At 60.9% G+C, this 23,906-nt stretch carries 24 protein-coding genes; 7 read left to right on the top strand and 17 right to left on the bottom strand.

Features of this window, described 5'->3' with window-relative positions; genetic code table 11:
• Window positions 1-7: 7 nt before the first annotated feature.
• From FGL86_RS04915 to FGL86_RS04905, 3 genes are all read right to left on the bottom strand, one after another.
• Window positions 8-628: an SCO family protein gene (locus tag FGL86_RS04915; protein WP_147183551.1), complete on the bottom strand. Its 621-nt coding sequence runs from the start codon at window positions 626-628 to the stop codon at window positions 8-10.
• On the bottom strand, window positions 625-1,125 hold the full coding sequence (locus tag FGL86_RS04910) for a hypothetical protein (protein ID WP_147183550.1): 501 nt from the start codon (window positions 1,123-1,125) through the stop codon (window positions 625-627). Before FGL86_RS04910 ends, FGL86_RS04915 begins: the two co-directional genes overlap by 4 nt.
• A gap of 305 nt (window positions 1,126-1,430) precedes the next feature.
• Window positions 1,431-2,414 carry a LysR family transcriptional regulator gene (locus tag FGL86_RS04905; protein ID WP_147183549.1) on the bottom strand — a complete coding sequence of 328 codons (984 nt, stop codon included), beginning with the start codon at window positions 2,412-2,414 and terminating at the stop codon, window positions 1,431-1,433.
• Window positions 2,415-2,504: 90 nt separating this feature from the next.
• Between FGL86_RS04905 and FGL86_RS04900 the strand changes: the two genes are divergently transcribed.
• A complete protein-coding gene (locus FGL86_RS04900) occupies window positions 2,505-3,662 on the top strand; it encodes a DMT family transporter (protein ID WP_147183548.1) in 1,158 nt (385 codons plus the stop codon).
• Here FGL86_RS04900 and trmB read toward each other — a convergent pair.
• From trmB to FGL86_RS04880, 4 genes are all read right to left on the bottom strand, one after another.
• Window positions 3,560-4,297 carry a tRNA (guanosine(46)-N7)-methyltransferase TrmB gene (gene trmB / locus FGL86_RS04895; protein ID WP_147183547.1) on the bottom strand — a complete coding sequence of 246 codons (738 nt, stop codon included), beginning with the start codon at window positions 4,295-4,297 and terminating at the stop codon, window positions 3,560-3,562. The two genes, FGL86_RS04900 and trmB, sit on opposite strands and share 103 nt — an antisense overlap.
• Window positions 4,290-5,105, bottom strand: coding sequence for a thiazole synthase (locus FGL86_RS04890; protein ID WP_147183546.1), 816 nt, complete (start codon window positions 5,103-5,105; stop codon window positions 4,290-4,292). The genes trmB and FGL86_RS04890 overlap by 8 nt, the downstream gene beginning before the upstream one ends.
• A gap of 81 nt (window positions 5,106-5,186) precedes the next feature.
• On the bottom strand, window positions 5,187-5,387 hold the full coding sequence (thiS, locus tag FGL86_RS04885; RefSeq protein WP_147183545.1) for a sulfur carrier protein ThiS: 201 nt from the start codon (window positions 5,385-5,387) through the stop codon (window positions 5,187-5,189).
• A 255-nt stretch (window positions 5,388-5,642) separates the two neighbouring features.
• Window positions 5,643-7,121 carry an alanine/glycine:cation symporter family protein gene (locus FGL86_RS04880; RefSeq protein WP_147183544.1) on the bottom strand — a complete coding sequence of 493 codons (1,479 nt, stop codon included), beginning with the start codon at window positions 7,119-7,121 and terminating at the stop codon, window positions 5,643-5,645.
• Window positions 7,122-7,263: 142 nt separating this feature from the next.
• Here FGL86_RS04880 and FGL86_RS04875 point away from each other — a divergent pair, with 142 nt between their 5' ends.
• On the top strand, window positions 7,264-7,653 hold the full coding sequence (locus FGL86_RS04875; protein ID WP_147183543.1) for a DUF423 domain-containing protein: 390 nt from the start codon (window positions 7,264-7,266) through the stop codon (window positions 7,651-7,653).
• Here FGL86_RS04875 and FGL86_RS04870 read toward each other — a convergent pair.
• Window positions 7,650-8,072, bottom strand: a complete 423-nt coding sequence (locus FGL86_RS04870; protein ID WP_147183542.1) for a PaaI family thioesterase — start codon at window positions 8,070-8,072, stop codon at window positions 7,650-7,652. The genes FGL86_RS04875 and FGL86_RS04870 overlap by 4 nt on opposite strands.
• 179 nt (window positions 8,073-8,251) lie before the next feature.
• The gene (locus FGL86_RS04865) at window positions 8,252-10,432 is read right to left on the bottom strand and encodes a malate synthase G (protein ID WP_147183541.1); all 2,181 of its coding nucleotides are present in this window, start codon (window positions 10,430-10,432) and stop codon (window positions 8,252-8,254) included.
• A gap of 236 nt (window positions 10,433-10,668) precedes the next feature.
• Here FGL86_RS04865 and FGL86_RS04860 point away from each other — a divergent pair, with 236 nt between their 5' ends.
• The 4 genes from FGL86_RS04860 (at window position 10,669) to FGL86_RS04845 (ending at window position 13,908) form a co-directional block, all read left to right on the top strand.
• Window positions 10,669-11,685 carry an alpha/beta hydrolase gene (locus FGL86_RS04860; protein ID WP_147183540.1) on the top strand — a complete coding sequence of 339 codons (1,017 nt, stop codon included), beginning with the start codon at window positions 10,669-10,671 and terminating at the stop codon, window positions 11,683-11,685.
• Window positions 11,682-12,197, top strand: a complete 516-nt coding sequence (locus tag FGL86_RS04855; RefSeq protein ID WP_147183539.1) for a hypothetical protein — start codon at window positions 11,682-11,684, stop codon at window positions 12,195-12,197. The genes FGL86_RS04860 and FGL86_RS04855 overlap by 4 nt, the downstream gene beginning before the upstream one ends.
• 30 nt (window positions 12,198-12,227) lie before the next feature.
• Window positions 12,228-13,331 carry a pyridoxal phosphate-dependent aminotransferase gene (locus tag FGL86_RS04850; RefSeq protein WP_147183538.1) on the top strand — a complete coding sequence of 368 codons (1,104 nt, stop codon included), beginning with the start codon at window positions 12,228-12,230 and terminating at the stop codon, window positions 13,329-13,331.
• Between the two features lie 91 nt (window positions 13,332-13,422).
• The gene (locus FGL86_RS04845; RefSeq protein WP_147183537.1) at window positions 13,423-13,908 is read left to right on the top strand and encodes a pyridoxamine 5'-phosphate oxidase family protein; all 486 of its coding nucleotides are present in this window, start codon (window positions 13,423-13,425) and stop codon (window positions 13,906-13,908) included.
• A gap of 77 nt (window positions 13,909-13,985) precedes the next feature.
• Here the strand turns inward: FGL86_RS04845 and FGL86_RS04840 are convergent, their stop codons facing one another.
• Window positions 13,986-14,981: an aldo/keto reductase gene (locus FGL86_RS04840; RefSeq protein ID WP_147183536.1), complete on the bottom strand. Its 996-nt coding sequence runs from the start codon at window positions 14,979-14,981 to the stop codon at window positions 13,986-13,988.
• A gap of 104 nt (window positions 14,982-15,085) precedes the next feature.
• Complete coding sequence (locus FGL86_RS04835; protein ID WP_147183535.1) at window positions 15,086-15,496, bottom strand: carboxymuconolactone decarboxylase family protein; 411 nt, start codon at window positions 15,494-15,496, stop codon at window positions 15,086-15,088.
• Window positions 15,497-15,622: 126 nt separating this feature from the next.
• Between FGL86_RS04835 and FGL86_RS04830 the strand changes: the two genes are divergently transcribed.
• Entirely contained in the window at window positions 15,623-16,540 is a 918-nt protein-coding gene (locus FGL86_RS04830) for a LysR family transcriptional regulator (RefSeq protein WP_186764474.1), read from the top strand.
• Between the two features lie 88 nt (window positions 16,541-16,628).
• Here the strand turns inward: FGL86_RS04830 and FGL86_RS04825 are convergent, their stop codons facing one another.
• The 6 genes from FGL86_RS04825 to FGL86_RS04795 form a co-directional block, all read right to left on the bottom strand.
• Window positions 16,629-16,907 (bottom strand): hypothetical protein, encoded by a 279-nt coding sequence (locus tag FGL86_RS04825; protein ID WP_147183533.1) that lies wholly within the window; start codon window positions 16,905-16,907, stop codon window positions 16,629-16,631.
• 487 nt (window positions 16,908-17,394) lie between these two features.
• Complete coding sequence (locus FGL86_RS04815; RefSeq protein ID WP_147183532.1) at window positions 17,395-18,903, bottom strand: YifB family Mg chelatase-like AAA ATPase; 1,509 nt, start codon at window positions 18,901-18,903, stop codon at window positions 17,395-17,397.
• Between the two features lie 91 nt (window positions 18,904-18,994).
• Complete coding sequence (locus FGL86_RS04810) at window positions 18,995-20,572, bottom strand: bifunctional diguanylate cyclase/phosphodiesterase (RefSeq protein WP_147183531.1); 1,578 nt, start codon at window positions 20,570-20,572, stop codon at window positions 18,995-18,997.
• Between the two features lie 53 nt (window positions 20,573-20,625).
• Window positions 20,626-21,758, bottom strand: a protein-coding gene (locus FGL86_RS04805) for an IS3 family transposase (RefSeq protein WP_425468311.1) whose coding sequence is annotated in 2 segments (ribosomal slippage) — window positions 20,626-21,503 and window positions 21,503-21,758 — 1,134 coding nt in all. Because the reading frame shifts where the segments join, the coding sequence is not laid out codon by codon here.
• Between the two features lie 65 nt (window positions 21,759-21,823).
• Entirely contained in the window at window positions 21,824-22,618 is a 795-nt protein-coding gene (locus tag FGL86_RS04800; RefSeq protein WP_186764473.1) for a cache domain-containing protein, read from the bottom strand.
• Between the two features lie 151 nt (window positions 22,619-22,769).
• Window positions 22,770-23,816: a polyamine ABC transporter substrate-binding protein gene (locus tag FGL86_RS04795; RefSeq protein WP_186764472.1), complete on the bottom strand. Its 1,047-nt coding sequence runs from the start codon at window positions 23,814-23,816 to the stop codon at window positions 22,770-22,772.
• Window positions 23,817-23,906 lie beyond the last annotated feature (90 nt).

Raw genomic sequence — 23,906 nt, 5'->3', positions numbered from 1 at the left:
TTGGTGTTCAGCCATCATTGCCAGCCCCTTCTTGTTCAGCGAGCTCCATTTCAAGCGCCGCGGTCAGTGCCTGGGGCGTCGGCGAATAGAGAACTCGCTGGCGAATCTCGCCTTCCCGATCGACCACGAACAGCGATGAGGTGTGATCGACGGTGTAGTCGTCATCGGCAGGCCCCGACGACACCTTGCGCCACACCACGCCGTAGCGTTTCGCGACGTCATTCAATTGCTCCTCGCTCCCTCGGACGCCCAGGAAATCATCGCCGAAGAACCCCACGTACTGTTCGAGCCGCGCCAGACTATCGCGCGCCGGATCCACGCTGATCAATACCGGCACGATGCGCTCCGCTCGCTCCGGGCCGAGCCGTGACATCGCCTGGCGCATCACCGAGAGGCTCAGAGGGCAGATATCCGGGCAATAGGTATAGCCGAAATAAAGCACCGCGAGCTGATCTTCATCGAGCGCCGACAGCACGAACTCGCCCTGGGTCGAGGGCAAGGCGATCTCGCCCCCGGGCGGCTCCTCGGCGCCGGGATCGGTGCGTTGCTGAAACTGCCAGAGCCCCAGGCTCACCGCCAGCAGCAGCACCGCCACGAGCCCTAAGGCAATATAGTGTCCTTTTCTCATAAGCTCCCCGCCACATCGAAATCGAACCGGCTGCCTCGAGTGCCGGACGCAGTCTCGACCAGCACCTTGGCTCGCCAGGGCATGACCTCCCGAGTACAGATCGACAGCTGCCCCTCCCCTCGAAAAACGCCCGGCGCGGTTTCTTCCAAGGGAAAGCGATAGCGCCCCATGTCCATGCCGCGCCCGACGAAATCCACCCGTACCGCCTGGGCCTCGACGCCCTCGACTCGCACCTCCAGAGGCAGTCTCTCCAAGGGCTGAATGTCTCCCGGAATCGAAAAGCTCAGCCGGCCTCTATCGCCCAATTCGGCGGTGCAAGGTGCCCGGTGCAGATTGCAGGACGAATCGGCGGCGAACCAGGCCACGGCGTCGCCGCCATGGAGACGCTGAGCGACGAGATACCAGCCCAGACACCCCCCGCCAATCAGACCCAGCAACACCATCAAGCTGATGAGAGGCGAGCGGGATTTACGTCGTTCAAGCAATGATGTGGACATGGTGCAAGACACAATCTCAAAGACCCAATCGAAATAGGGGAGTTTTTCAAGATGTCAATCAGATTACCAGCTGACCGAGGCGGTAATAAAAAAATTCCATCACTCAAATAAAAAATATTCTCATTAGTGTTGACGAAGAAAATGAGAATCGTTACCTTGTGATGGTGGCGTTTGCCAGACGCCACTTACCATAGCAGCGAATGTCAGGTTCACTGCCATGGTTTCTCCTCATCAAGCTAGTCACGGTCTTTACGCCACCTCCTTGGGTGGCGCTTTTTTTGGTTTATCGTTCCCTTCTCACCTGATCAACTCTTGCCTTCTCCTGCGGTAGCGTTTTTGTAACGATGATGCGTACCGCTGTTTTCCCCGGGGACGATCCAGCCGCTGCGCTCCGGCGCTCGCCAGGGGCCGCGCTGCAGCAAACGCTCCCGCACCAGGGCGGCCAGAGCGTCCACCGCCGGCCGGGATCCTCGGGGAATACGTTTGCCGAAATGCAGCTGCGCCTCGCAGGGCTGCAGTGGTGGCAATCCTTCGGTCTCCCCCAGCTCGCGCATCGCCGGGGTCAAGCGTTGGCGATCCAGTACGCCTATCGCCAGACCCGCCGCGATGGCGGTTTCCAGGGCATTGATGCTGGTGCAGGTAAACACCGGATACCAAGGCCGCCCCACTGCCTCCAGGGCAGCCACGCCAATGGCGCGATAAGGACAGTTGGGTGGATGCAAGGCCAGGGCCAACGGCTGGGACTCGTCCAGGCGCAGCTCCCGGGCCCCGGCCCATACCGGCGCGGTCTTCCACAGCGGCTCGCCGCCCTTGAGGTCATGCGGCTGATCGAGGGCCACCGCCAGGGCCAGTTCGCCGCGTTTCAGTTGCTCCGCCAACTCGCCGCTGGTGGCGGTCACTGCCTCGATCAGCACGTCCGGATGGCTCGCCAGGAACTCCGGCAGAATCTGTCCCACCAGCTCGCTGGCATAGTCCTCCGGCAAGCCGAAGCGTACCTTGCCGCTGAGACCGCGCCCGGTGAAGCGCGCCAGCAGGTTGTCGTGCTGGCGCAGCAGCTCCCGCGCCTCCCGTAACAACCCTTCTCCCGCCGGCGTCGGCACCACGCCCCGAGCGCCGCGAATCAGCAGGCGAGTGTCGAGAACTTCCTCCAGGCGCTTGATCTGCATGCTGATCGCGCTCAGGGTGCGATTGCGCTGGACGGCGGCGGCGCCCAGGGTGCCCTGCTGCACCACGCTGATAAAGGTGCGCAATAGCTCGAGATCCAGCGCCGCGGAAGAGACTTCAGCCATATTGAACCCTCATTGAAATAAATATCGATTTATTGAAAATCGTAGACGCCTCATAATCGTCTGGCAAATTCACCAATCAGGAGGTGTCCCGTGTTCCGGCTCGATCCACATCACTTGCGCGTCGCCTTGCCGACGCTGCCTATCGGAAAGAAGACCCTGGGTAGCGTCGCCATTGCCAGCGGGTTCGTGCTGTGCTGGAGCAGCGGGTTCGTGGGTAGCCGCCTGGCGGTAGGTATCGAGACCTCGCCGCTCGGGCTCTACACCTGGCGCTTCGGCCTGGCGACGCTCTTGATCGCCCTTTGGTGGGGGCTACGCCTGCTGGTGGGACGTGGCGGCCGTCTGCGCCGCAGCGATATCCTCATGGAAGCCGCCAGCGGCAGCCTGACCATGGGCATTTATCTGCTGGCCATGCTGCTGGCGGTGGAACAGAGCGTCAGCGCCGGGGTGGCGTCATTGATCGGCGCCTTGCAGCCGCTGATGGCGGCAACCCTGGCTGCCTTCTGGTTACGAGAATACTCCTCCCGCACCCAGTGGATCGGCATGTCGATTGCCACCCTGGGAGCGGGGCTATGCGTGCTGGACGACATGCAAGGCATGGGCGGAGGCAGCCCCTGGGCCTACGGCTTGCCGTTGATTGGTGTCGTCGCGGTGACCCTGGGCAGCATGCTGAGCGCCAAGCGTCCGACTCAGCTGGCGCTGGAAGGTCGTCTGACCATACAGCTGGCGGCGGCGACCCTGGTCTTCCTGGCTGCCTCCTGGGGCCTGGGCGAAGGCTTGCCCGCCATGCCTGCCCTCACCCTGAACAACCTGAGCGTAATGGCCTTTCTGATCGTCCTGGCTAGCTTCGGCGGCTACGGCTTCTTCGTCACTAGCCTCAAGCGCCTCGGTGTGACAGCCACCTCGACGCTGATCTATCTGACCCCGGCGTTAACCCTTGTCTGGACCGCGGTCATGTTCGGCGAGCTGCCCGGCGGACTGGGCTTTCTGGGCATGGGAATCGCCAGCGTCGGTGTGATCCAGGCGCTGGCAGGGAAAAAGTCACGCCTGGGCCGACCCCACGCCAACAACGAGAGTCAGGCCGGAGAGGGTCGGCCGGTGGAGGAAAGCGTGGCGCCGGCATCGCGGCCGCCGCAAAACGCCAATGTCTACGCCTCTCGGGCGAAGATCAGGTCCCAGACGCCGTGGCCCAGGCGCTCGCCGCGCAGCTCGAACTTGGTCAAGGGCCGAAAATCCGGCCGCGAAACATAAGGCGCGGTCTTCGCCGGGGCGACGTTGCGATAGCCCGGCGCCGCGCCCATGACTTCTACCATGTGTTCCGCGTAGGCCTGCCAGTCCGTGGCCATGTGCAGCGTGCCGCCGGGCTTTAGTCGGGTACGCACCAGTTCGACGAAGGCCGGCTGCAGGATGCGCCGCTTGTGATGCTTCTTCTTCGGCCAAGGGTCGGGAAAGAACAGCTGCAGGGTATCGATGCTGGATTCCGGCAGACATTCCGCGAGCACCTTGAGCGCGTCCTCCCGATAGACCCGCAAGTTCGTCAGGCCCTGCTTGTCTGCTTCATCAAGCAGCTTGCCCACCCCCGGCGGATGCACCTCGATGCCGATGAAATCCGACTCGGGATGCGTCCTCGCTTGCTCGATCAGCGAGGCGCCCATGCCGAAGCCGATTTCCACCACCAAGGGCGCCCGGCGGCCAAACAGCCTTTCCGGCTCCTGCCGTCCCGCTTCCAACGTCAGCCCCAGCCTCGGCCAGACTTCCTTCAGGCCGCGGGTCTGGGCGGCAGTCATGCGCCCGGCGCGCAGCACGTAGCTCTTGATGCCACGCGGCCTGTTATCACCTTGCTTCGCGTCTTCTTGCTTAACGCTATCGGAACCAGCTTCATGCATTGATGCGTCCCGCGAACGGTGAGGAGGGGTCCGCATCGCTGCGTCGCGGCATGCGCTTGGCCAGAAAGGCGTCGCGCCCCGCTTCGACGGCCTTGCGCATGGCCCGAGCCATCAGCACTGGCTGTTGGGCATGGGCGATGGCGGAATTCATCAATACCGCGTCACAGCCAAGCTCCATGGCCATCGCCGCGTCCGAGGCGGTACCGATGCCCGCGTCCACCAGCACCGGCACTTCCGCATGCTCGACGATCAGCCGCAGGTTGTAGGGATTCATCAGGCCGTTGCCGGAGCCGATCAGCGAACCGAGCGGCATGATCGCGCTGCAGCCCAGACGCTCGAGTTCCTTGGCGATCAAGGGGTCGTCGCTGGTGTACACCATGACCTCGAAGCCGTCCTTGATCAGCGCCTCCGCGGACTTCAGGGTTTCCACCACGTTGGGATACAGGGTCTTGTCCTCCGCCAGCACCTCGAGCTTGACCAGGTTGTGGCCGTCGAGCAGCTCCCGGGCCAGCTTGCAGGTGCGTACTGCGTCTTTTGCGGTGTAGCAGCCGGCGGTGTTGGGTAGCAGGGTGTAGCGGCTGGGGGGAATCACGTCGAGCAGACTGATCTCGTTGGGGTCCTGGCCCAGATTGGTGCGGCGCACCGCGAAGGTGACGATCTCGGTGCCGCTTTCGGCGATGGCGCTCGCCGCTTCGTCGTAATCCTTGTAACGACCGGTGCCCACCAGCAGCCGGGAGGTGAACTGGCGGCTGCCGACTCGCCAGGGCTGGTCCGGGCCCGGTTTCAGGGTAGCTGTTTTGTCGGTCATGGGAACTCCGGGAAGGCTTGGCTGAAAATAGGACTCGAGAGAATCGCGTCATTCGTCGCCCAGGCAAATGCCATCGAGCGCTTAGCCGCCGCCGATGGCATGGACGATTTCCACGCGATCGCCGTTTTCCAGGCGGGTCTCGTCGTGGCGACTGCGCGGAACGATTTCCTCGTTGACTTCGATGGCGATACGCCGTTCGGCGAGCCCGAGACTAGCCACCAATTGACTGAGGGTGGGTTCACCTTCCAGCCGATGGACATCACCGTTGAGTTGAATCTGCATGGCAACCTCCACTTGGGCTGCAGATGAATGAATTCGCAAAATTGCGGGCGAATAAGTGTAGCGTCAAACCTTGCTATCGGCACGTTTCTATTAACCCGGCAAGCATTTATGTCGGGTTAATTGCGGCACAGGGAAGTGCCGCCGCCGGCCGGTAGGTCGGCGCGAACCCGCGTCACACCAGCAGATTCACTCATCTGCGCCAGTGTGGCGGGGGCGACAATCAAAGAGGTCAGGATGACCTATTTGATTGCCAGGTTAATAGTTTGGCGGCCAGACGTCCCGATCCACCAGTTCCGGGCGCTTCAGCACCTTGGGATCGAAGACCGGTTCCTTGATGCCCTCCTTGCGCTGACGTTCATAATCCTTGAGCAACAGCAACGCGGTGGGACACAGGAGCAGAATGGCGAACAGGTTGGTGGTAGCCATCAGGCCCATGGCCAGATCCGCGAAATCCCACACGAAGGTCAGCTTGGCCACTGCGCCGATCATCACCATGGCCAGCACGATCCAGCGCAGGGTGTGATCCGCCTTTTTAGCATGACCACGAAACAGGTATTCAATATTGATCGCGGAGAAGGAATAATTGGCCAGAAGCGATGTATAGGCGAAGAAGAAGATGACCACGGCGATAAACACCTCACCGAAATAGCCCAGATGGTCGACCATGGCGTCCTGGGTCAGTTGGATGCCTTGAATGGACTGCTCGGGAGAATTGGTCAGCAGCTCTCCATATACCCCGGACAGCAGGATGGCCACCGCGGTGCAGCTACAGATCACCAGGGTATCGACGAAGACGCCGAAGGACTGCACCAGCCCCTGGGCCGCCGGGTGCTTGACGCTGGCCTGGGCGGCGGCGTTGGGGGTAGAGCCCATGCCCGCCTCATTGGAAAATAGCCCACGCTTGACGCCGTTTTCCATGGCCACCTTGATGGCGTAGCCAGCGGCGCCGCCCACCGCCGGGCCGTAGCCGAAGGCGCTCTTGACGATCAGCGCCAGCATGTCAGGCACCGCAGTAATATTGACCGCGAGAATCCACAGTGACACCAGCAGGTAGATAATGGCCATCGTCGGAACGATTTTCTCCGCGGTGCGCGCCACGGACTTCAGGCCGCCGAAGATCACCAGTGCCACGAGGCCCACCAGTACCAGGCCGGTGATCCAGTTGGGAACACTGAAGGCCTCATTCATCGCCTGGGCGATAGTATTGGACTGGGCGGCGTTGAAGGCCAGCCCATAGGCAATGATCAGGAATATCGCGAACAGCGCACCCAGCCAGCGCCAGCCCAGGGCCCGCTCGATATAATAGGCCGGGCCACCGCGAAACACGCCGTCCTCATTGGCATGCTTATAAAGCTGGGCCAGAGAGGATTCGATGAAAGAGGTGGCGAAACCCACCAGCGCCGTGATCCACATCCAGAAGATCGCTCCGGGGCCGCCGATCCACAAGGCGATGGCGACACCCGCCAGATTGCCGGTGCCAAGCCGGGCGGCCAGGGAGGTGGCGAAGGCCTGAAAGCCGCTCACGCCTTCGCCGGCACCGCGAGCGGTCACTGTGACCTTGGCCATATGGCCGAACAGACGAAACTGCATGCCGCGGGTCAGTACTGTGAACAGCAGGCCGGCGCCCAGCAGCAGATAGACCAGGATATAGCTCCAGACGAAGTCGCTGACCGGGGTCATGACCGCATAGATGGCGTCACGCAGCGGCGTGATGATGGCAAGCAGCGTTTCCATGGCATCTTTTCCTTTTTTGTTGAGCGGCCAGAGAGTACAACCGGATAATAGTGAAGCAAAAAGCTAATAAATGCGCCAATGCTATCGGGAAGCCCACGGAATTGATCAGCGCTATTCATCCGGTATCAAGGAGCCTTGATTCATGAATTATCGTCTTGCCTGGATCGGCGTCGCCCTGAGCGGCTTTGTGATGGTCGCCGCCGGCGCTTTCGGCGCTCATGGACTCAGGGACCAGCTGACGCCGCAGCTTCTGGACACTTTCGAGACCGGGGTGCGCTATCAGGCCTGGCATACCCTGGCGATGCTGACGGTACTCGTCTGGCGTGTGAACGCGCCCCTCAAGGGTCAGGGACTGGTGCTGGGATTATGGGCCGTGGGCATTCTGCTGTTTTCCGGCTCCCTTTACCTGCTGGCGTTGACCGGCATCCGCGGCCTCGGCATTGTCACGCCCTTCGGCGGCCTGGCCTTTCTGGCGGGCTGGCTGGCACTGGCCGTCTGCGCTGCCCGCGCTCGTCCGGGCGTCTCCGACTAGTCATCGTCTTCCTGATCCGGCAAGGCATAAGTGACAGTGACGATCGCCACCGGCTCCTCCTCGCCGGCGGAGAACAGCTCAACCTTGCCCACCGCGAGGCGACGCCCCAGCTTGATAATCTGCGCGTTGGCGATCAGATCCCGGTCGCCCCGGGCACGGCGCAGGAAATGACAGTTGAGATCCGTGGTGACCGCCATGGCCTCCGGGCCTATCTCCGCGAGAATCGCCACGTAGAAACATACGTCCGCCAAGCCCAGCATACAGGGACCGGAAACGCAGGCGCCCGGGCGCAGATGCTCATCCTCGATGGCCAGGCTCATGGTGGCGCGTCGCGTATCGACGCCTTCGATGGTGCCCTGGCGATGCGGGAAGACCTCGTCGAGAAAATCTTCGATGGCGGCGGCGGTCATCGCGGTCATGGATTCGGATTCCTCACGGATAAGGATGTCGTGAACCGGCCCACGATAGCGCAAGACGCCCCTTTCGCCCAGCTATCGGCGCCCGGGGCACCTGTCATGAAAGAAGACGCCCCGAAGTCTCGCTTCGGGGCGTTCGAGCATCGGCGCACGGCGCCGGTGGCTGCTGGTCGCCTGACGGCTTACTTGGCGTGGGACTTGTGCACCGCGCGCCAGTGATGCAGCAGTGGCTCGGTATAGCCGGAGGGCTGCTCGCGCCCCTTGAAGATCAGATCCTTGGCGGCGCTGAAGGCGCAGGACTCGTCCAGACGCGGCGCCATGGGCACGTAGTTGGGGTCGCTCGAATGCTGCTTGTCGACCACCTCCGCCATGCGGGCAAGCGTCTCCTCGACCTGTTCCCTGGTGATGAGACCGTGCAGCAGCCAGTTGGCGATATGCTGACTGGAAATACGCAGGGTGGCCCGGTCTTCCATCAGCCCGATATCGTGGATATCCGGCACCTTGGAGACGCCGACGCCCTGTTCCACCCAGCGCACCACGTAGCCGAGAATGCCCTGACAGTTGTTGTCGAGTTCGAGTTGAATCTGTTCCTTGGTCCAGTTGGGACGTGCCGCCACCGGGGGGGTCAGCAGATCATCCAGATAATCGACGGTGGGCTGCCCTTCCACCTCATGCTGGATTACCTCCACGTCCACCTGGTGATAGTGCAACGCATGCAAGGTTGCCGCAGTGGGCGAAGGCACCCAGGCGGTGTTGGCGCCGGTCTTGAGATGGTTGATCTTCTGCTCGAGCATCGCCGCCATTAGGTCCGGCATCGCCCACATACCCTTGCCGATCTGGGCATGGCCGCGCAGGCCGCACTCCAGGCCGGTCTGGACGTTGTTTTTCTCGTAGGCGTCGATCCAGGTGGTATTCTTCATCTTGCCCTTGCGCACCACCACGCCGGCTTCCATGACGCTGTGTATCTCGTCGCCGGTACGATCCAGGAAGCCGGTGTTGATGAAGACCACCCGGGATGCCGCCGCGGCGATGCACGCCTTGAGGTTGACGGAAGTACGGCGCTCCTCGTCCATGATGCCCATCTTGAGGGTGTTGCGCTCGAGACCCAGCAGGTCTTCGACACGACTGAATATCTCGCTGGTGAAGGCGACTTCCCTGGGGCCATGCATCTTGGGCTTGACGATATACATGGAGCCGGCGCGGGAGTTGCGCGACTGGGGGCCGCTCTTTTGCAGATCCCGCAGCGCGGCCAGGGTGGTGACCACCGCGTCGAGGATTCCCTCCGGTACCTGCTTGCCTTCGCCGTCCAGCATGGCCGGCGTGGTCATCAGATGGCCGACGTTGCGCACGAGCATCAGCACTCGACCCGGCAGGCTGACGCTGCCGCCGTCCGGGGTGGTGTATTCACGATCCGGGTTGAGTCGGCGGGTGGTGGTCTTGCCGTTTTTCTCTACCTGTTCCTCCAGGTCGCCCTGCATCAGCCCCAGCCAGTTGCTGTAAGCCAGCACCTTGTCCTCCGCGTCCACCGCGGAGACGGAATCCTCGCAGTCCATGATCGCGGTGATTGCGGATTCCATCAGCAGATCCTTGACCCCCGCCGGGTCCGTCTTGCCGATGGGGTGCTCGGGATCAATCTGGATTTCCAGGTGCAGGCGGTGATTGGACAACAATATCGCGGAAGGCTTGGACGCCTCGCCCCGGTAGCCCACCAGCTTGCCAGGGCTTTTGAGTCCGGTCTCTCGGCCGTTCTTGAGGGTCACCACCAGGTGCCCGTCGCGCAGGGCGTAGTTGACCGCATCGCGATGGGTGCCGGTGGCCAAGGGCGCTGCCATGTCGAGCACCCCTCGTGCGTAGGCAATGACCTTGGCGCCACGCCTGGGGTTATACTCCTTGGTATGATCGACGCCGTCTTCCTCGCTGATGGCGTCGGTACCATACAAGGCGTTATAAAGGCTGCCCCAGCGAGAATTGGCCGCATTCAAGGCGTAGCGCGCATTGGTGACGGGCACCACCAGCTGGGGGCCGGCCTGAGTGGTGATTTCCCGATCGACGTTGATGGTGGCGATCTTGACCTGATTCGGCACCTCCGCCAGATAGCCGATACGCTTCAGGAACTTCCGATAGGCGTCCATGTCCTCGACCTGGCCGGGATGCTCTCGGTGCCAGGTATCGAGTTCCTGCTGCAGTCGCTCGCGCTCGGCGAGCAGTTTGCGATTCTTGGGCGCCAGTTCATGGATCAACGCATCGACGCCGGACCAGAAGGCGTCGGCGTCCACGCCGGAACCGGGTAACGCCTGCTCGTTGATGAAACGATCAAGCTCGGTAGCCACCTGGAGCCGGTGGCGGGTGACACGATCAGTCATGAGGGGAATCTCCTGATGCGCTGCAGCCGGCGCCGAGGGGCCGACTGTTTCATCGTTTACTGCAACCTGGTGCTCGAACACAGTGTCCGAATGTTTGTGGAAAAAACTTCCATACTCTAATCGAAATTATCCGGCGGGTCTGCCCATGGCATACTAAAAGTTGAGTCCGCCGGCGCCCAGCCTCCCGGCGTGGTCGTCGAGTTCCACTAGCGCTAGCATGGGTCGAGGAGAAACACATGACCGACTTCACAGCTCTCAAGGCGCTAGGCGAACTGGCCCCGATCGATACCTCACGGGTCATCACGACCCTTGCCCTCGGCGACCCCTGCCTGACCCGCTATCTCGACTGCTACCGCCTCACGCCGCTGCTGTCGGAGCACGTGGTCCTGTACGCGGGCTTTGTCGACACCCCGCGCTATCGCCTGTGGTGCCAGGTTTGGGGGCCGCCCACACCGCAGGGCACCGTGTTCGTGGTGCATGGCTATTTCGATCATCTGGGGCTTTATGGCCATCTGCTGGAGCTGCTGCTGAGACGCGGCTGGCAGGTGGTGCTTTGGGACCTGCCCGGCCATGGACTTTCCAGCGGCGCCCAGGCCACCATCGACGACTTCGACGACTACGGGCACTGCCTGCATGCGCTCAAGCAACGGACCATCGCCATGAACCTGGCGCCCCGGCCCTGGCTTGGCATCGGCCAGAGTACCGGCGCGGCAATCCTGGCCACGGACGCCCTGACGTCCCTCGAGCCGTGTCCTTGGGCGGGACTTGCATTGCTGGCGCCGCTGGTGCGGCCCTGGGGCTGGAACCAGGCCCGCTGGCTTCATCTGCTGGCGGAGCCGTTCATCAATAGTCTATCCCGACGCTACCAGGCCAATTCCACGGACCAGGATTTCACCAATTTCCTGCAAAACCTGGATCCCTTGCAGGCGGATCATCTTCCGGTCAGCTGGATCAGCGCCATGCGCCGCTGGATTCCGCGCCTGCTGGCCTTGCCCCCCAGCCAGCTTCCGGTGTTGATCCTTCAGGGAGAGCAGGACCAGACCGTGGACTGGTCCTGGAACCTCGAGGTTCTGCAACACAAGTTTCCCCAGGCAACGCTGTATCAGCATCCTCAGGCGCGCCATCATCTGGTCAATGAGGCCGAGCCCATTCGTCAGGCGCTGTTCGAACGGCTCGAGGCGTTTCTCGCCGACTTCGAGACCGAACCGCTTGCTCGTTACTCGAAAACTCACGCAAGGACACCCGCTCCATGAACCGCATCCGCTATTCGCTTCTGTTCGTCGTACTGCTGCTGGCGAGCGGCTGTGCCAGCCAGCCATCCCCCCCGGCCACCCTGCGCCAGGCGCTGCTGGGGCTCGGCGACAAGGCGGCGACCCGGGTGCTCGAGTCGCCGGTGCTGAAAGACAAGACGCCGCAGACGCTTTCCAGCCTGGTGCTGCTGTTGCCTCCGTCGCATGTAGACCCGAGCCTGGATATCGACAGCGAGCGCTTTCGCGAGAGCCTTACACGCGGCCTGCTCGCCAAGCCGCCAGGGCCTCAAGTGCTGGACTGGGCGGCAGAACAACCCACCTCGGTCACACCTTCGGATCACGACAGTAATCAGTGGATACTCGAGAGTCGCCTGGAAACCAGCGGCGCCCCTTTGCAGCTTTCCGATCGAGTGCTGGTGCCTTATCGCCTGACCTTGAGCCTGCGTCGCCCCGGCGATACTCGACAGCAGTGGCAGGAACAGCTCAGTGGCGCGATCGATACTACCGCGCTTTAAATTCCGAAACGTTTATTCGAGAGGTTGAACATGGCGCGTTTCACCGATCATCTGTACCGCGACGGCCCGGACAATCCTTTCCCGGGCATCAAGGCGCTAGAACGGCGGCTGGATCGGGAGATCCCCCATCGCCTGGGTTCCAACGAAGGGCTCGACATGCCCCATCACGCCCTAAGCGAGCGTTTCGGCGCAGAACTTGCGGAACTGGCTCGAGGCTATGGGGACGCGGAGGCCTTGGGAGTGCGTTCGCGACTGGCGAACCAGTATCGGTTGCCGGTGGAATCGCTGCTGGTGGACGCCGGCGCGGATAGCCTGATCGCCCTGGTACTGCGCGCCACCTGCCCGCCAGGTAGCCGAGTCGTCGCCAGCGCCGGCACCTATCCTACCTTCGGCTATTTCGCCGCCGGCCAGGGCTGCCGTATCAGCGAAGTGCCCTACCGGGAAGCATCGGGCTATCTGGCGCCGGATCTGGAGGCGCTCGCCCGCGTCGCCCAGGCACAAGACGCGCGGCTGGTGTATCTCGCCAATCCGGACAATCCCAGCGGCCATCTTCACGACGATACGGCCATCGACGCCTTGCGTGAAACCCTGCCGAAGAATTGCACCCTGTTGCTGGACGAGGCCTACCACGACTTTCGCGACAGCGCCTGGACCCCGGCGCAAAACCGTCCTCTGTCGGCGACGGTTCGACTGCGCACCTTTTCCAAGGCCCAGGGCCTGGCGGGGCTGCGCATCGGCTACGCCATCGCCGAGCCCGAGGATATCGCCCTGCTCAACAAGGTACGCATTCACTATGCGGTGTCGAGCATCGCTCAGAAAGCGGCGGAAATCGTGCTCGATGATTCCCGGGAAGTCGAAACGCATATTCAGGCGGTGATTGCCCGCCGCGAACGCCTGGCCCGCTGGCTGGAAGCGCTCGGCGGTGACGTACTCCCCAGCCACACCAATTTCGTGGCGCTGCGCCTTCCCAGCGCGGCACTCGCCGAGCGCCTGCATGGCGAACTGCTCGCCGCTGGCAGCCTGGTGCATCGCCCGCCCCAGCCGGCGCTGGGCCATGTATTGCGCATCACCGCCCTGGAAGACGCGCTGCAGCCGGGTCGCCTGGCGGCATTGGAGCGTGCTCTGCGGGCGTGATTTGCGGCTTTTCCGGCTTGCCTGCTAGGCTGGGAAACGCAAGGATCGATTGCGATGCCCGTTCATGAATGACGCAAGGAGTGTGAATCTCATGTCTAGCCCGGAGCACAAGCAGAAAATCTGGAAGATGATCAAGCATATCAAGGTCGGCATGCTGGTCACGGAAGACGGCGACCAGCTCAGGGCTCGGCCCATGCATCTGGTCCAGGACGAATATGACGGAACCCTGTGGTTCTACACTCGGCGCAGCGCGGAGAAGGTCATCGAGGCCAAGCAGGACAGTCACGTCTGCCTGAGCTTTTCCGATCAGGAAGACGGCATCTACGTGTCGCTTTCCGGCACCGCCAACCTGAGCGACGACCGGGAATTGATCGACAAGTACTGGAACCCCTTCGTCGGCGCCTGGTTCCCCAACGGCAAGGACGACCCGGACGTGGCCCTGCTGGAAATCAAGATTCGTCAGGGCGAGCACTGGAAGGCCAAGGAAAGCAAGACCTTCCAGCTCTACGAAATCGCCAAGGCCAACATGACGGACAAGACCCCGGATCTGGGCGAGAACGAGAAGTTCGGCAAATAGACCTCGTTCTTTCTCCTCCCTACAAGAAGCCCGACGTTAACGTCGGGCTTCTTGTTTGCCGCTCTGTCGAGAAAGGCTCAGTCCTCCCGGCTTGGCGGCGCCATGAAGTCCGGCCCTACCGAATCGGTGACGTGTTGATCGACGATACGTTCGATCTCGTCGAGATCCGCATTCTCCAGTCGCCAGTCGTCGATGGCCGCCACGGGCTCCACCTGATCCGGCCGCCGCGCACCCCATAACGCCACGCCGTTGTCATGGCGATCCAGCAACCAGCGCACCGCCAGCTCCAGCACCCGTTTGCCATAACGCTCCTGCGCGAACTGATCCAGCGCCTCCACAGCGGCGAGATACTGGGCGAAGCGCGGCGACTGGAACTTGGGGTCGCTGTTGCGCAGGTCGTCCCCTTCGAAGGTCGAGTCCTCGTGCATCTTGCCGGTCAGCAGGCCACGACATAGTGCCCCGTAGGTCAGCATGGTCATGTCGTGACGCTTGGCATAGGGAATGATGTCCTGCTCCGCGCCGCGCTCGAACAAGTTCAGCGGCGGCTGCACGCTGTGCAGGGGCGCCACCTCGCGAAAGGCGTCGCACTGCTCCGGCGAAAAGTTGCTGACGCCGATGGCGCGAATCTTGCCGTCTCGATAGAGCCGCTCCATGGCTCGCGCGGTTTCCTCCATGGGCACCAGCGGATCCGGCCAGTGCACCTGGTAGAGATCGATAATGTCGGTCTGCAGACGACGCAGGGAATCCTCCACCTCCTTCTTGATACGCGAAGCGCTGGCGTTGCGCATCACGTTTTCCTGGGCGTCCCACTCCATCGCCACCTTGGTGGCCAGTACCAGCGCGTCGCGCTTTCCGGATTCCGTCACGGCGCGTCCCACCACTTCCTCCGCGTGGCCGAAGCCATAGACCGGCGCGGTATCGATCAGCGTCACCCCCTGATCGAGAGCGGCATGAATGGTACGCACCGCCTGATCGTCATCGGTACCGCCCCACATCCAGCCCCCCATGGCCCAGGTTCCCAAGCCGATGCGTGAAGCGGTGATATCCGTATTGGCAATCTTCAGCGTCTGCATCGTTCACTCCCTTGGTGGATGGCTCGAGCTATCAGGATGGTAGTCATGAACCGACATGACAAGGGACGGCTTGTAGTGAATTTCGAAGAGAGCGGGTTTGTATCTTACTGACCAGGGCCACCTCGGGCAGACAGCGCCGCGCGATAGGCGGTTATCCCGTTCATGCAGGCGGGGATACCCGCATAGACCGCCATCTGGATCACGACCTCGAGCAGTTCCTCCCTGCTGACACCTACGTTCAGGGCACCGCGCATATGAAATTCCAGCTGTCCCTGGGCGGTTCCCATGGCGGTGAGGGCGGCGACCGTGAGCATCTCGCGTGTCCTGATATCCAGGCCTGGCCGGCCCACCACATCCGCGAAGGCATAATCCGTGATCAGCCGGGGCAGGTCCGCGTCCAGTTCTGCGAGCCGGCCGGTGACTCGCTCGCCGGTCCCGGGCTCGAGAAGATCCATGATGCGTTTTCCTTTGGCGGTCTTGTCCTCCAAGGCAACCGTTTCTGAATATTTGGCCATACGTCACTCCTTGCCATCAGGTCGATGATCACTAGTGCAAGGTTGGCCGAACAGGGATTCGCGGAGAATGACCTATTCTGTAATACCCTGACTGCATCACGAATCGAGCTTGTGAAAGGAGCGCCGATGGCGGTTTTCTCAGGGCGAATGCCTACCACCAGACAGCTGCAATGTTTCGTCGCCGTAGCCCAGGAACTGAATTTTCGCCGCGCGGCAGATCTCTTGAACATGTCTCAGCCACCTCTTTCGAGACAAATAAGGAACCTGGAAGATCTGCTAAGGATCAAGCTGCTTGAACGGGATACCCATTACGTTAGCCTGACTTCCGCCGGGGAAGCCTTTGCTCAGGAGGCACAGGCGATACTTTCCAGACTCGATGCGGCGCTCGAAACGATGCGCAACGAAAGGATTGGCGAAGACGCGGACGTTCGCCTGGGCCTGACCAGCGTGATCGATTTCAGCCTCGTACGGGGAATTCACCGCGTTCTGAATGACATTACGCCGCCCGCACAAATCCGCATCGAACATGCCTACTCGAAGCGCCTGCTCGAGCGGTTGCGAAGTGGTGAGATCGATCTTGCCATCGTCGGGGATATTCCGCGCCAGGGCGAGGAGCTCGAGATACGACAAGTCGCGCGCGAGCCGCTGATGGTGGCGCTATCCGAAGCACATGACGCGACCCGCAAGGAGCGTGTGTCCTTCGCGGATCTGGGAGGCATGGTGCTGTTCTGGTTCCCGCGCAACGACAACCCGGCCTTCTACGACAACTGCGAGCGCGTCTTTGCGGATTTCGCCTACGAGCCACCGCGCAGGCCGGAACCCGGCGAGCATGTCGAGCTGCTGGCAAATATCGCCGCCGGAAAAGGCATCGCCTTCTTTCCGGCTTCCCTGCGTGCGGCGAGTCGGCTCGGCGTTGTCTATCGGCCATTCATTGCCGATATCGAAGCTCGACTGACTATCCCCCTCCAGCTTCTCTGGCGCAGAAACGAGACCCGCGAAGAAGTCCTTCGAATGGCCGACAGACTGCTACAGGCAGCGGCATGACCATTGATTTAACGCCGCCTGAGCAGCCGGTCCAACTGGCGGCCGATGGCTTCTAGGAACAAACCACTTTCTTACAAGCAGGCCGCCTTCAAAAGCTTTGCCAGTCATATTCCTGAGTCGCCGGCTTGGCATCAGAAACTCCCTTGATGATGGACTCGAAGCTGACCGGCTTGGTATCAGGAGCTGTGTCCATGTTCGATGCGGATGGAGCATCATCGTCCAGCTTGAAGATGGCCATCGCCTGCATGCTCGTGGACGCCGCCCGGTAATCATCTTCGAGCTTGGCGATAAGCGCCAGCAAGGCGTCGAGGGAAGCCCCGCCTTCGACCAGGGTAATATCCCGCAGGGCAATGGCGCGCTTCGACAATAAAAGGCTAACAGATCAACGTCAGGACCATGATCGAGCCATCCCGCCAGCCGCTTTTCGACCGCAAGGATTCGCCGAGCCCTTCCACCATCAGACGTTATTGTCAGCGACACAGTCCATCTCGATTTCCACCAGCCATTCGCTGTCGATAAACCTGACGACTTCCACGAAGGTACAGGCGGGCTTGATGTCGCCGAAGCATTCACCATGGGCACGCGCCGCCTCCTACCATCGGGAGATATCGGTCAGCATGACTCTTGTCCGAATGACGTCCTGCAGCCTGAAGTCGGCGTCAAGAATCGCCTGTGTCGCTATCTCCAGACAGCGCCGGGTGACGCGACGGTTCCGTCTTCCGCGATTGGCGCCGTACCGGATACGGCCAGCATGTTGCCGATACGCACCGCGCGGGAAAAACCGATATCAGGTTCTAAGGGTGATCCTGATGAGGTGAGCTGACGCATCCTTTCTCTTCTTATCCGACAAGGGGTTACTGCCGCTTGAGCAGCCGGTCCAACTGGCGATAGCCGATGGCTTCCATCAACTGCGCGCGGCCGGGACGAGACTCACCTGCCAGGTCCGCCAGGGTCAGAGCGACCCTTAATACCCGATGATAGGCGCGGGCGGAGAGATTGAGGCGTTCGAGTACCTGGGCAAGCCAGGCCCGGTCCTGGCTTTCCAGGGCGCAGGCGGCTTCCAGTTCGCGACCGGGCAGATGGGCGTTGAGGGCGCCTCGGGCGTACTGGCGCTCCCGAGCGGCGACAACCCGAGCGCGAACGTCCGCGGAGCTTTCCCCCGCCGCTCTCGATGTCAACTGCTCCGGGGGCAGGGCCGGCACCTCAATCTGTAGATCGATACGATCCAACAGCGGCCCGGAAAGCCGGCCCTGATAGCGCTGAATCTGGCTGGCGGTGCAGTGGCAAGGCTGGCGAGGATCTCCCAGATGGCCGCAGGGGCAAGGGTTCATCGCCGCGACCAGCTGGAAACGCGCCGGGTAGCTGCGCTGATGGCTGGCCCGAGCGATATGAATCTGCCCGGACTCCATGGGCTCGCGCATCACTTCCAGCACGCTGCGGCTGAATTCCGGCAGTTCGTCCAGAAACAGCACCCCTTGGTGCGCCAGGGAAATCTCCCCGGGGCGAGGTTTCGAGCCACCACCTACTAGCGCGGCGGCGCTGGCGGTATGATGCGGCGCACGAAAGGGCCGCTGACCCCACTGCTCCTGTAGCGGCAGCCCGCACACGGAACGTATCGCCGCCACTTCCAGGGCCTCGTCCTCGGTGAGGGTCGGCAGAATGCCCGGCAGACGACTGGCGAGCATGGTCTTGCCGGTGCCGGGCGGGCCTGCGAAAAGCAGATTGTGGCCGCCGCTCGCGGCGACCTCCAGGGCGCGCCGGGCCTGATGCTGGCCGCGCACCTCGAGCAGATCCATGGTGGTGGGCAGGCTGATGGGCGGACGTTCCAGGCGGTGCGGGGGGATCGACGTCTCGTTGAGCAGATGCGCCACCACTTCCAGCAGATGATCCGCCGGCAGCACGGTGAGATCCCCGGCTAGCGCCGCCTCATCCGCGTTGGCCCGGGGCAGGATCAGGCCGCGCCCGGTGCGCTTGGCCGCCAGGGCCACCGGAAGCACCCCGGGTACCTGGCGCAGCTTGCCGTCCAGCGCTAGTTCGCCGAGACACTCGAGCCCTTCCAGACGCTCCGGGGGAATCTGACCGGAAGCGACCAGAATGCCCAGGGCGATGGGCAGGTCGAAACGCCCGCCTTCCTTGGGCAGATCCGCCGGGGCCAGATTCAAGGTAATGCGCCGGGTCGTCGGAAATTCCAGCCCGGCATTGACCAGGGCGCTGCGCACCCGCTCGCGGCTTTCCTTGACCGCGGTTTCCGGCAGGCCCACCAGGGTCAGCCCCGGCAGGCCATTGGCCAGATGCACCTCGACCAGCACCTCCGGCGCCTCCAGCCCCAGGCTTGCCCGGCTCTTGATGATGGCCAGCGTCATGAATGTTCCTTATTGTAGTTGTCGATACACAGCGTGCCGGAATTAGACATGCTGATACAACCGCCCCATTCGGATTGCCAACATGCGAATATCAAAATATTTCCAATATGGGCTTGAGAGGCTCGGTAATGACACCGCTCTTCAAGAGCTTGGCCATCTCCGCTGCCGGCAACGGCCGGCTTATCAAGTAACCCTGTAACTTGTCACAGCCTTTTTCCGCGAGCCAGGTTGCCTGTTCCAGGGTCTCGACTCCTTCGGCGGCGGATTTCAACCCCAGACTTTTAGCAATCAGTAGAATGGCCGATACGATGGCTGCATCCTTCGGGTCGGTGAGCATATCGCGCACGAAGCTTTTATCGATCTTGAGTTTTCCTATGGGTAATTCCTGCAGAAGACTCAAGGATGAATAGCCGGTACCGAAGTCGTCCAACGAGATGATCACACCCTTTCGTTGCATCGCGCCTAGCTGGTCGATCACCTCCGGCTTGACCTTCATCAGGGCGGTTTCGGTGATTTCGAGCTCCAGATACCTGGGATCAAGCCCGGTTTCGTTTAATACTTGATCGACTTTTGTCGCGCATTCCTGGCGCTGAAGTTGAATGGCGGAGACATTGACCGACACACTGACTCGAGACAGCCCCGCGGCCTGCCAGGCACTTATTTGACGACAGGCCTGGCGCAGGACCCATTCACCAATCGGCACGATCAAACCACTATTCTCGGCGATAGGAATGAACTGGTCCGGGGAAATAAGCCCCTCTACCGGATCATTCCAGCGCAGTAGAGCCTCGAGCCCCACTATCTCGCCCGTCTCGGCTCGTACCTGGGGCTGGTAATGGAGTTCGAATTCGTCGTTAGCCAAGGCACGCCGCAGCCGGCCTTCCAACGAAAGATGCTCGAACGTCGCAAGATTGTAGGAAGCGGAATAGAACTGGAAGTTGTTACGCCCCTGCTCCTTTGCCTGGTACATGGCGGCATCGGCGCGCTTTATCAGGTCGTTCTCCTCGGTAGCGTCTTCGGGAAACAGGGAAATACCGATACTGCTACCGACATACAGTTCCTGACCGTCGACATGGAACGACTTTCTCATGGCGTCGAGGATGCGTGAGGCGACCTTGGCCGCATCCTGGGAATCGTCGATCTTGGGTAACAGAATGACAAACTCATCGCCGCCCAGGCGGGCAAGCACTTCCGAGGTGTTCCGATAGGTCTCACGGTGGATGAAGTCTTCCGCCCGAAGTATCGAAATAAGACGCGCCGCCATTTTCTTGAGTAGCTGATCACCCACCTGATGGCCAAGCGTATCGTTGATCCGTTTGAAGTTGTCCAGATCGAGAAATAGCACCGCCATCTTGTTGTTCCCACGACGGGCGAGCGCGATCATGTGCTGCAGGTACTCACGGAACAGTAGCCGATTGGGCAGCCCCGTCAGGCTGTCGTGGTAAGCCAGACGCTTGACCTTCCATTGGGATTTTTTCAGCTTACGTCCCATGTTTTGGAAGCTCAGCGCCATTTGTCCGAGTTCGTCTTTGGAAGAAAACGCGATATCCGGCGTCAAGTTGCCCTGGCCAATTTCTTGAACCGCCTGCATCAAATGCTGCAGGGGACGGATCATCAAGACATGCATGGCGAAAAACAAGGCGATGATGATTAGTGAGGTGGACCCCATCAGCTGGACAGCTTGAAGGTGTTACTAAGCTCTGACCTCTTTGTTTACCCGGCTCAAGCTGCCAGGGTCACGGATGGCTGGTAATACACCTCGTCGGGTGTTTGATAATCATGGCTCTGATGGAACCGCTCCTGATTGTAGTGCCGGAAGTACCGGTTAAGCGCCTGTCTCAAGTGTCGCCCATCCTCGAAGGCGGTGAGGTAGATGCACTCATGTTTGACACTGCGCCAGAGGCGTTCCACGAAGATATTGTCATGGTAGCAGCCCTTGCCGTCCATGCTGATCCGGATGCCATGATGCTTGAGAACATCGGTGAAGGCTTCACTGGTGAACTGGACACCCTGATCCGTGTTGAAGATTTCCGGCGTTCCATGACGTTGCAGGGCCTCCTCCAGAGCACCAACGCAGAAGTCAGCGTCCAGGGTGTTCGAGACGCGCCAGGACAGCACCTTGCGAGTGTGCCAGTCCATGATGGCCACCAGGTACATGAAGCCCCGGGCCAGCGGCGCATACGTGATATCGGCGGCCCACACCTGGTTGGGCCGGTCGATCCGGCGCCCTTTGAGCAGGTAGGGATAAACCTTGTGCCCCTCGCCGGGAATGCTGGTTCTCGGACGCGGGTATACCGCCTGCAGGCCCATGGTGCGCATCAGTCGCTGGACTCGCTTGCGGTTTACCTGATAGCCCTGGCGCTGCAGGAACGCCCGCATTTTGCGAGACCCGTAATACGGCGTTTCCAGATGTTGCTGATCAAGTAGATACATGAGATTCAAATCCTTCTGACGCTGTTGCCGAGGACGGTAGTACACCGATGAGCGGCTCAATTTGAGCAATTCACATTGGCGCGTCATGCTGATATCAGGGTGGTCGCGCTCGATCATCGCCAACCGGCGTCGACGACTTACTGATCGAGCTTGCGCGATAAAAAATCGCGTTCCACCGTCAACCGGCCGATCTCGCGATAGAGTTCATCGGTGTTGGGCTCGTTGGACGGCTTGCCAGCCTTCTTCTTGCCTTCGAAGAGGTCAGGGGCATTTTCCAGCAGCTCGCGTTTCCAGGTGCTGACCATGGTCGGATGGATCTGGAAACGGGCGGCGATCTCGGAAGTGGTCTGGTCACCCTTGAGAGCGGCCAGGGCAACCTTGGACTTGAATGAAGCGCTGTACTGTTGGCGTTTCTTGCTCATGATTCTCCTCCTGAGGGAGATGATGAATCAGAGCTTAGGCACCTGTCCAAATTTCGGGGTCCAGTTCATAGCGTTACGGTCCCGAGGATGATCCAGGCAACGGTTTTTCCCAGACGCCAGCTTTCCTCGAGCAGTTCCGATGCGGGCAAAACACCCATCAGCAGCAGGTTCTTGTGCAATGCTTGGCTGGCCAACAAGGCCGGCTCTCCTTGATAGCTAGCCCGATGAGGCTGCTTCTCCGTGCTTGTGTTCCAGGCCGTCTTCATCAGCGTGGCGGGAAGCGTCTCGCCTACCTGAGACGGGTCATGGTGGAAGAGGATTTTTCCCTTCTTGTCCGTCACGAGAATATGGCCGCGCTTGCCAATGTGGTTTTCCGCGATCTGTTCGGCGATGGAATCCAACTTCATGGTGATGACCAGGTAACCACGAAGCCTTGGCCCGGTGCCGAGGGGGTCATCATTGGCAATGTCGATCAGATAAAGGGGTCTCGCGGCCTGAAGCGCGATCTCGCCGTTGTCCGGGTTGGTGAACACTCGGCTCAGTGTCTCGTCCTCGGACCGGCTAAGCGCCTTGAAAAAAAAGGTATCCCCTTCCTCGACCGTGGCATTGGGAATCGGCGTCAGGGTGGCGCGAACGTCTTCGAACCCATCGGGTAGCAGGAAACGGATTTCGTAGTAATCCGGATAGGCACGCAGGTAGCTGGCGAATAGCTTCAACAGGGAAGGAAGCATCAATGCATAACGCGCTTCCTCATCCTCGGTGAGCGCGTAGGAGCGCATCAAGGAGGCATCGGCGAACAGCTTGACGTTGGCCTCGGCCACCTCCGTGCGCACGTGGAAATTCTGGGCCAATTGGTCCATCAAGGTCGTCATCTGATCTGAAGACCGCTCGACCCCGGTCGAGCGAAGTTGCTCATAGGCGAGCCACCCCAGGAGCAGTAGAGGAATCACTGACAAGGGTATGACGACTAACAGAACTTTGGCATGCAGGCGCATGAGGCCAACCTGGCTATCAGTAAACGATACGCGAGAATATCGCGGCGCGGTATTTTTGTATCCGGGGCGGTAGTCGCCGGTAAGGCTTCGACTTTTCCAACGCCTTGCCACTCGGATAGATGACCGGATCGTTCTTGAAGTCTGCCGGCAAAAGTTTCTCCGCCGCTCGGTTGGGGGTGGCGTAATAGACGTACTGGGCAAGTCGTGCCGCGATCTCCGGCTCATTGAGGAAATCGATAAACCGTTTGGCGGAGACCTTGTCGGTCGATGCGCTAAGCACGGTCAAGTAGTCGACCCAAATATTGCCGCCCTCTTGCGGGAGTACAAAGGCAATGTTTTCGTCGTATTCCTGCACCATCCTTGCATCACCGTTGTACATCATGCTCATGGCGACCTGACCGTTCACTAGGGCGGAGTTTTCATCCAAGGAAATATACTGGTAGGTCTTGACGGCAGACGCCTGCTCTTGAAGCAATGCCTCGGCCGCTTTTAATTCCTGCTTGTCCGTGCTGTTGAGGGAATAGCCGAGTGCCTTCAGCGCCACGCCGATCATGTCCCTGCTATCGCTGATCATGCCCACCCTGCCATTCAACCCCTCTGGTGGCTGCAAAAGATCCATCCAGCTTAAAACAGCAAAGGGAATGAGATCCTGGCGGTAAGCGATACCCAGAGTGCCCCAAAAATAGGGCACGCCATACGTTTCAGCACCCTCATGCTCGGTACGCCAGCGCGGATCGACATGCTTCAGGTTCGGGATGTCCGTCTCGCTGATGGACGCCAGCCATCCCCGCCCGGCCAGGATGCGAATCGACGCTCCATTGACGAGTGCCAGATCGAAACCCTTGCCCTCGGTCTCAAGCAAAAGCTCATCTCGAGAGCCATCGGAATCAAAATAGATTTGTTTCACCGTGATGCCGGTTCGCTGCTTGAATTCCTCGAGAATCTCTGGATCCATGTAGTCGGCCCAATTGAGGAACAGGAGTTCCGGTGGCTCCGCCGCCTGCACGGGGAGTGTAGCCACGATCAGAAAAAACGTTATCCATAAGTTTTTCCAAAAATACATGACTATCCTCATCCATGACGGTCGATAACTTACGTGGCTAGCGTTAGGTTACAAAGCCGCGCCACCCTTGATTGATCGGCAGGCGGGGAT

It is taken from the genome of Pistricoccus aurantiacus (assembly GCF_007954585.1).
In the GTDB taxonomy this organism is placed as follows: Bacteria; Pseudomonadota; Gammaproteobacteria; order Pseudomonadales; family Halomonadaceae; genus Pistricoccus; species Pistricoccus aurantiacus.
Note: the sequence above shows the minus strand (reverse complement) of the source record. Positions and strands in the feature narration are given on the sequence as shown.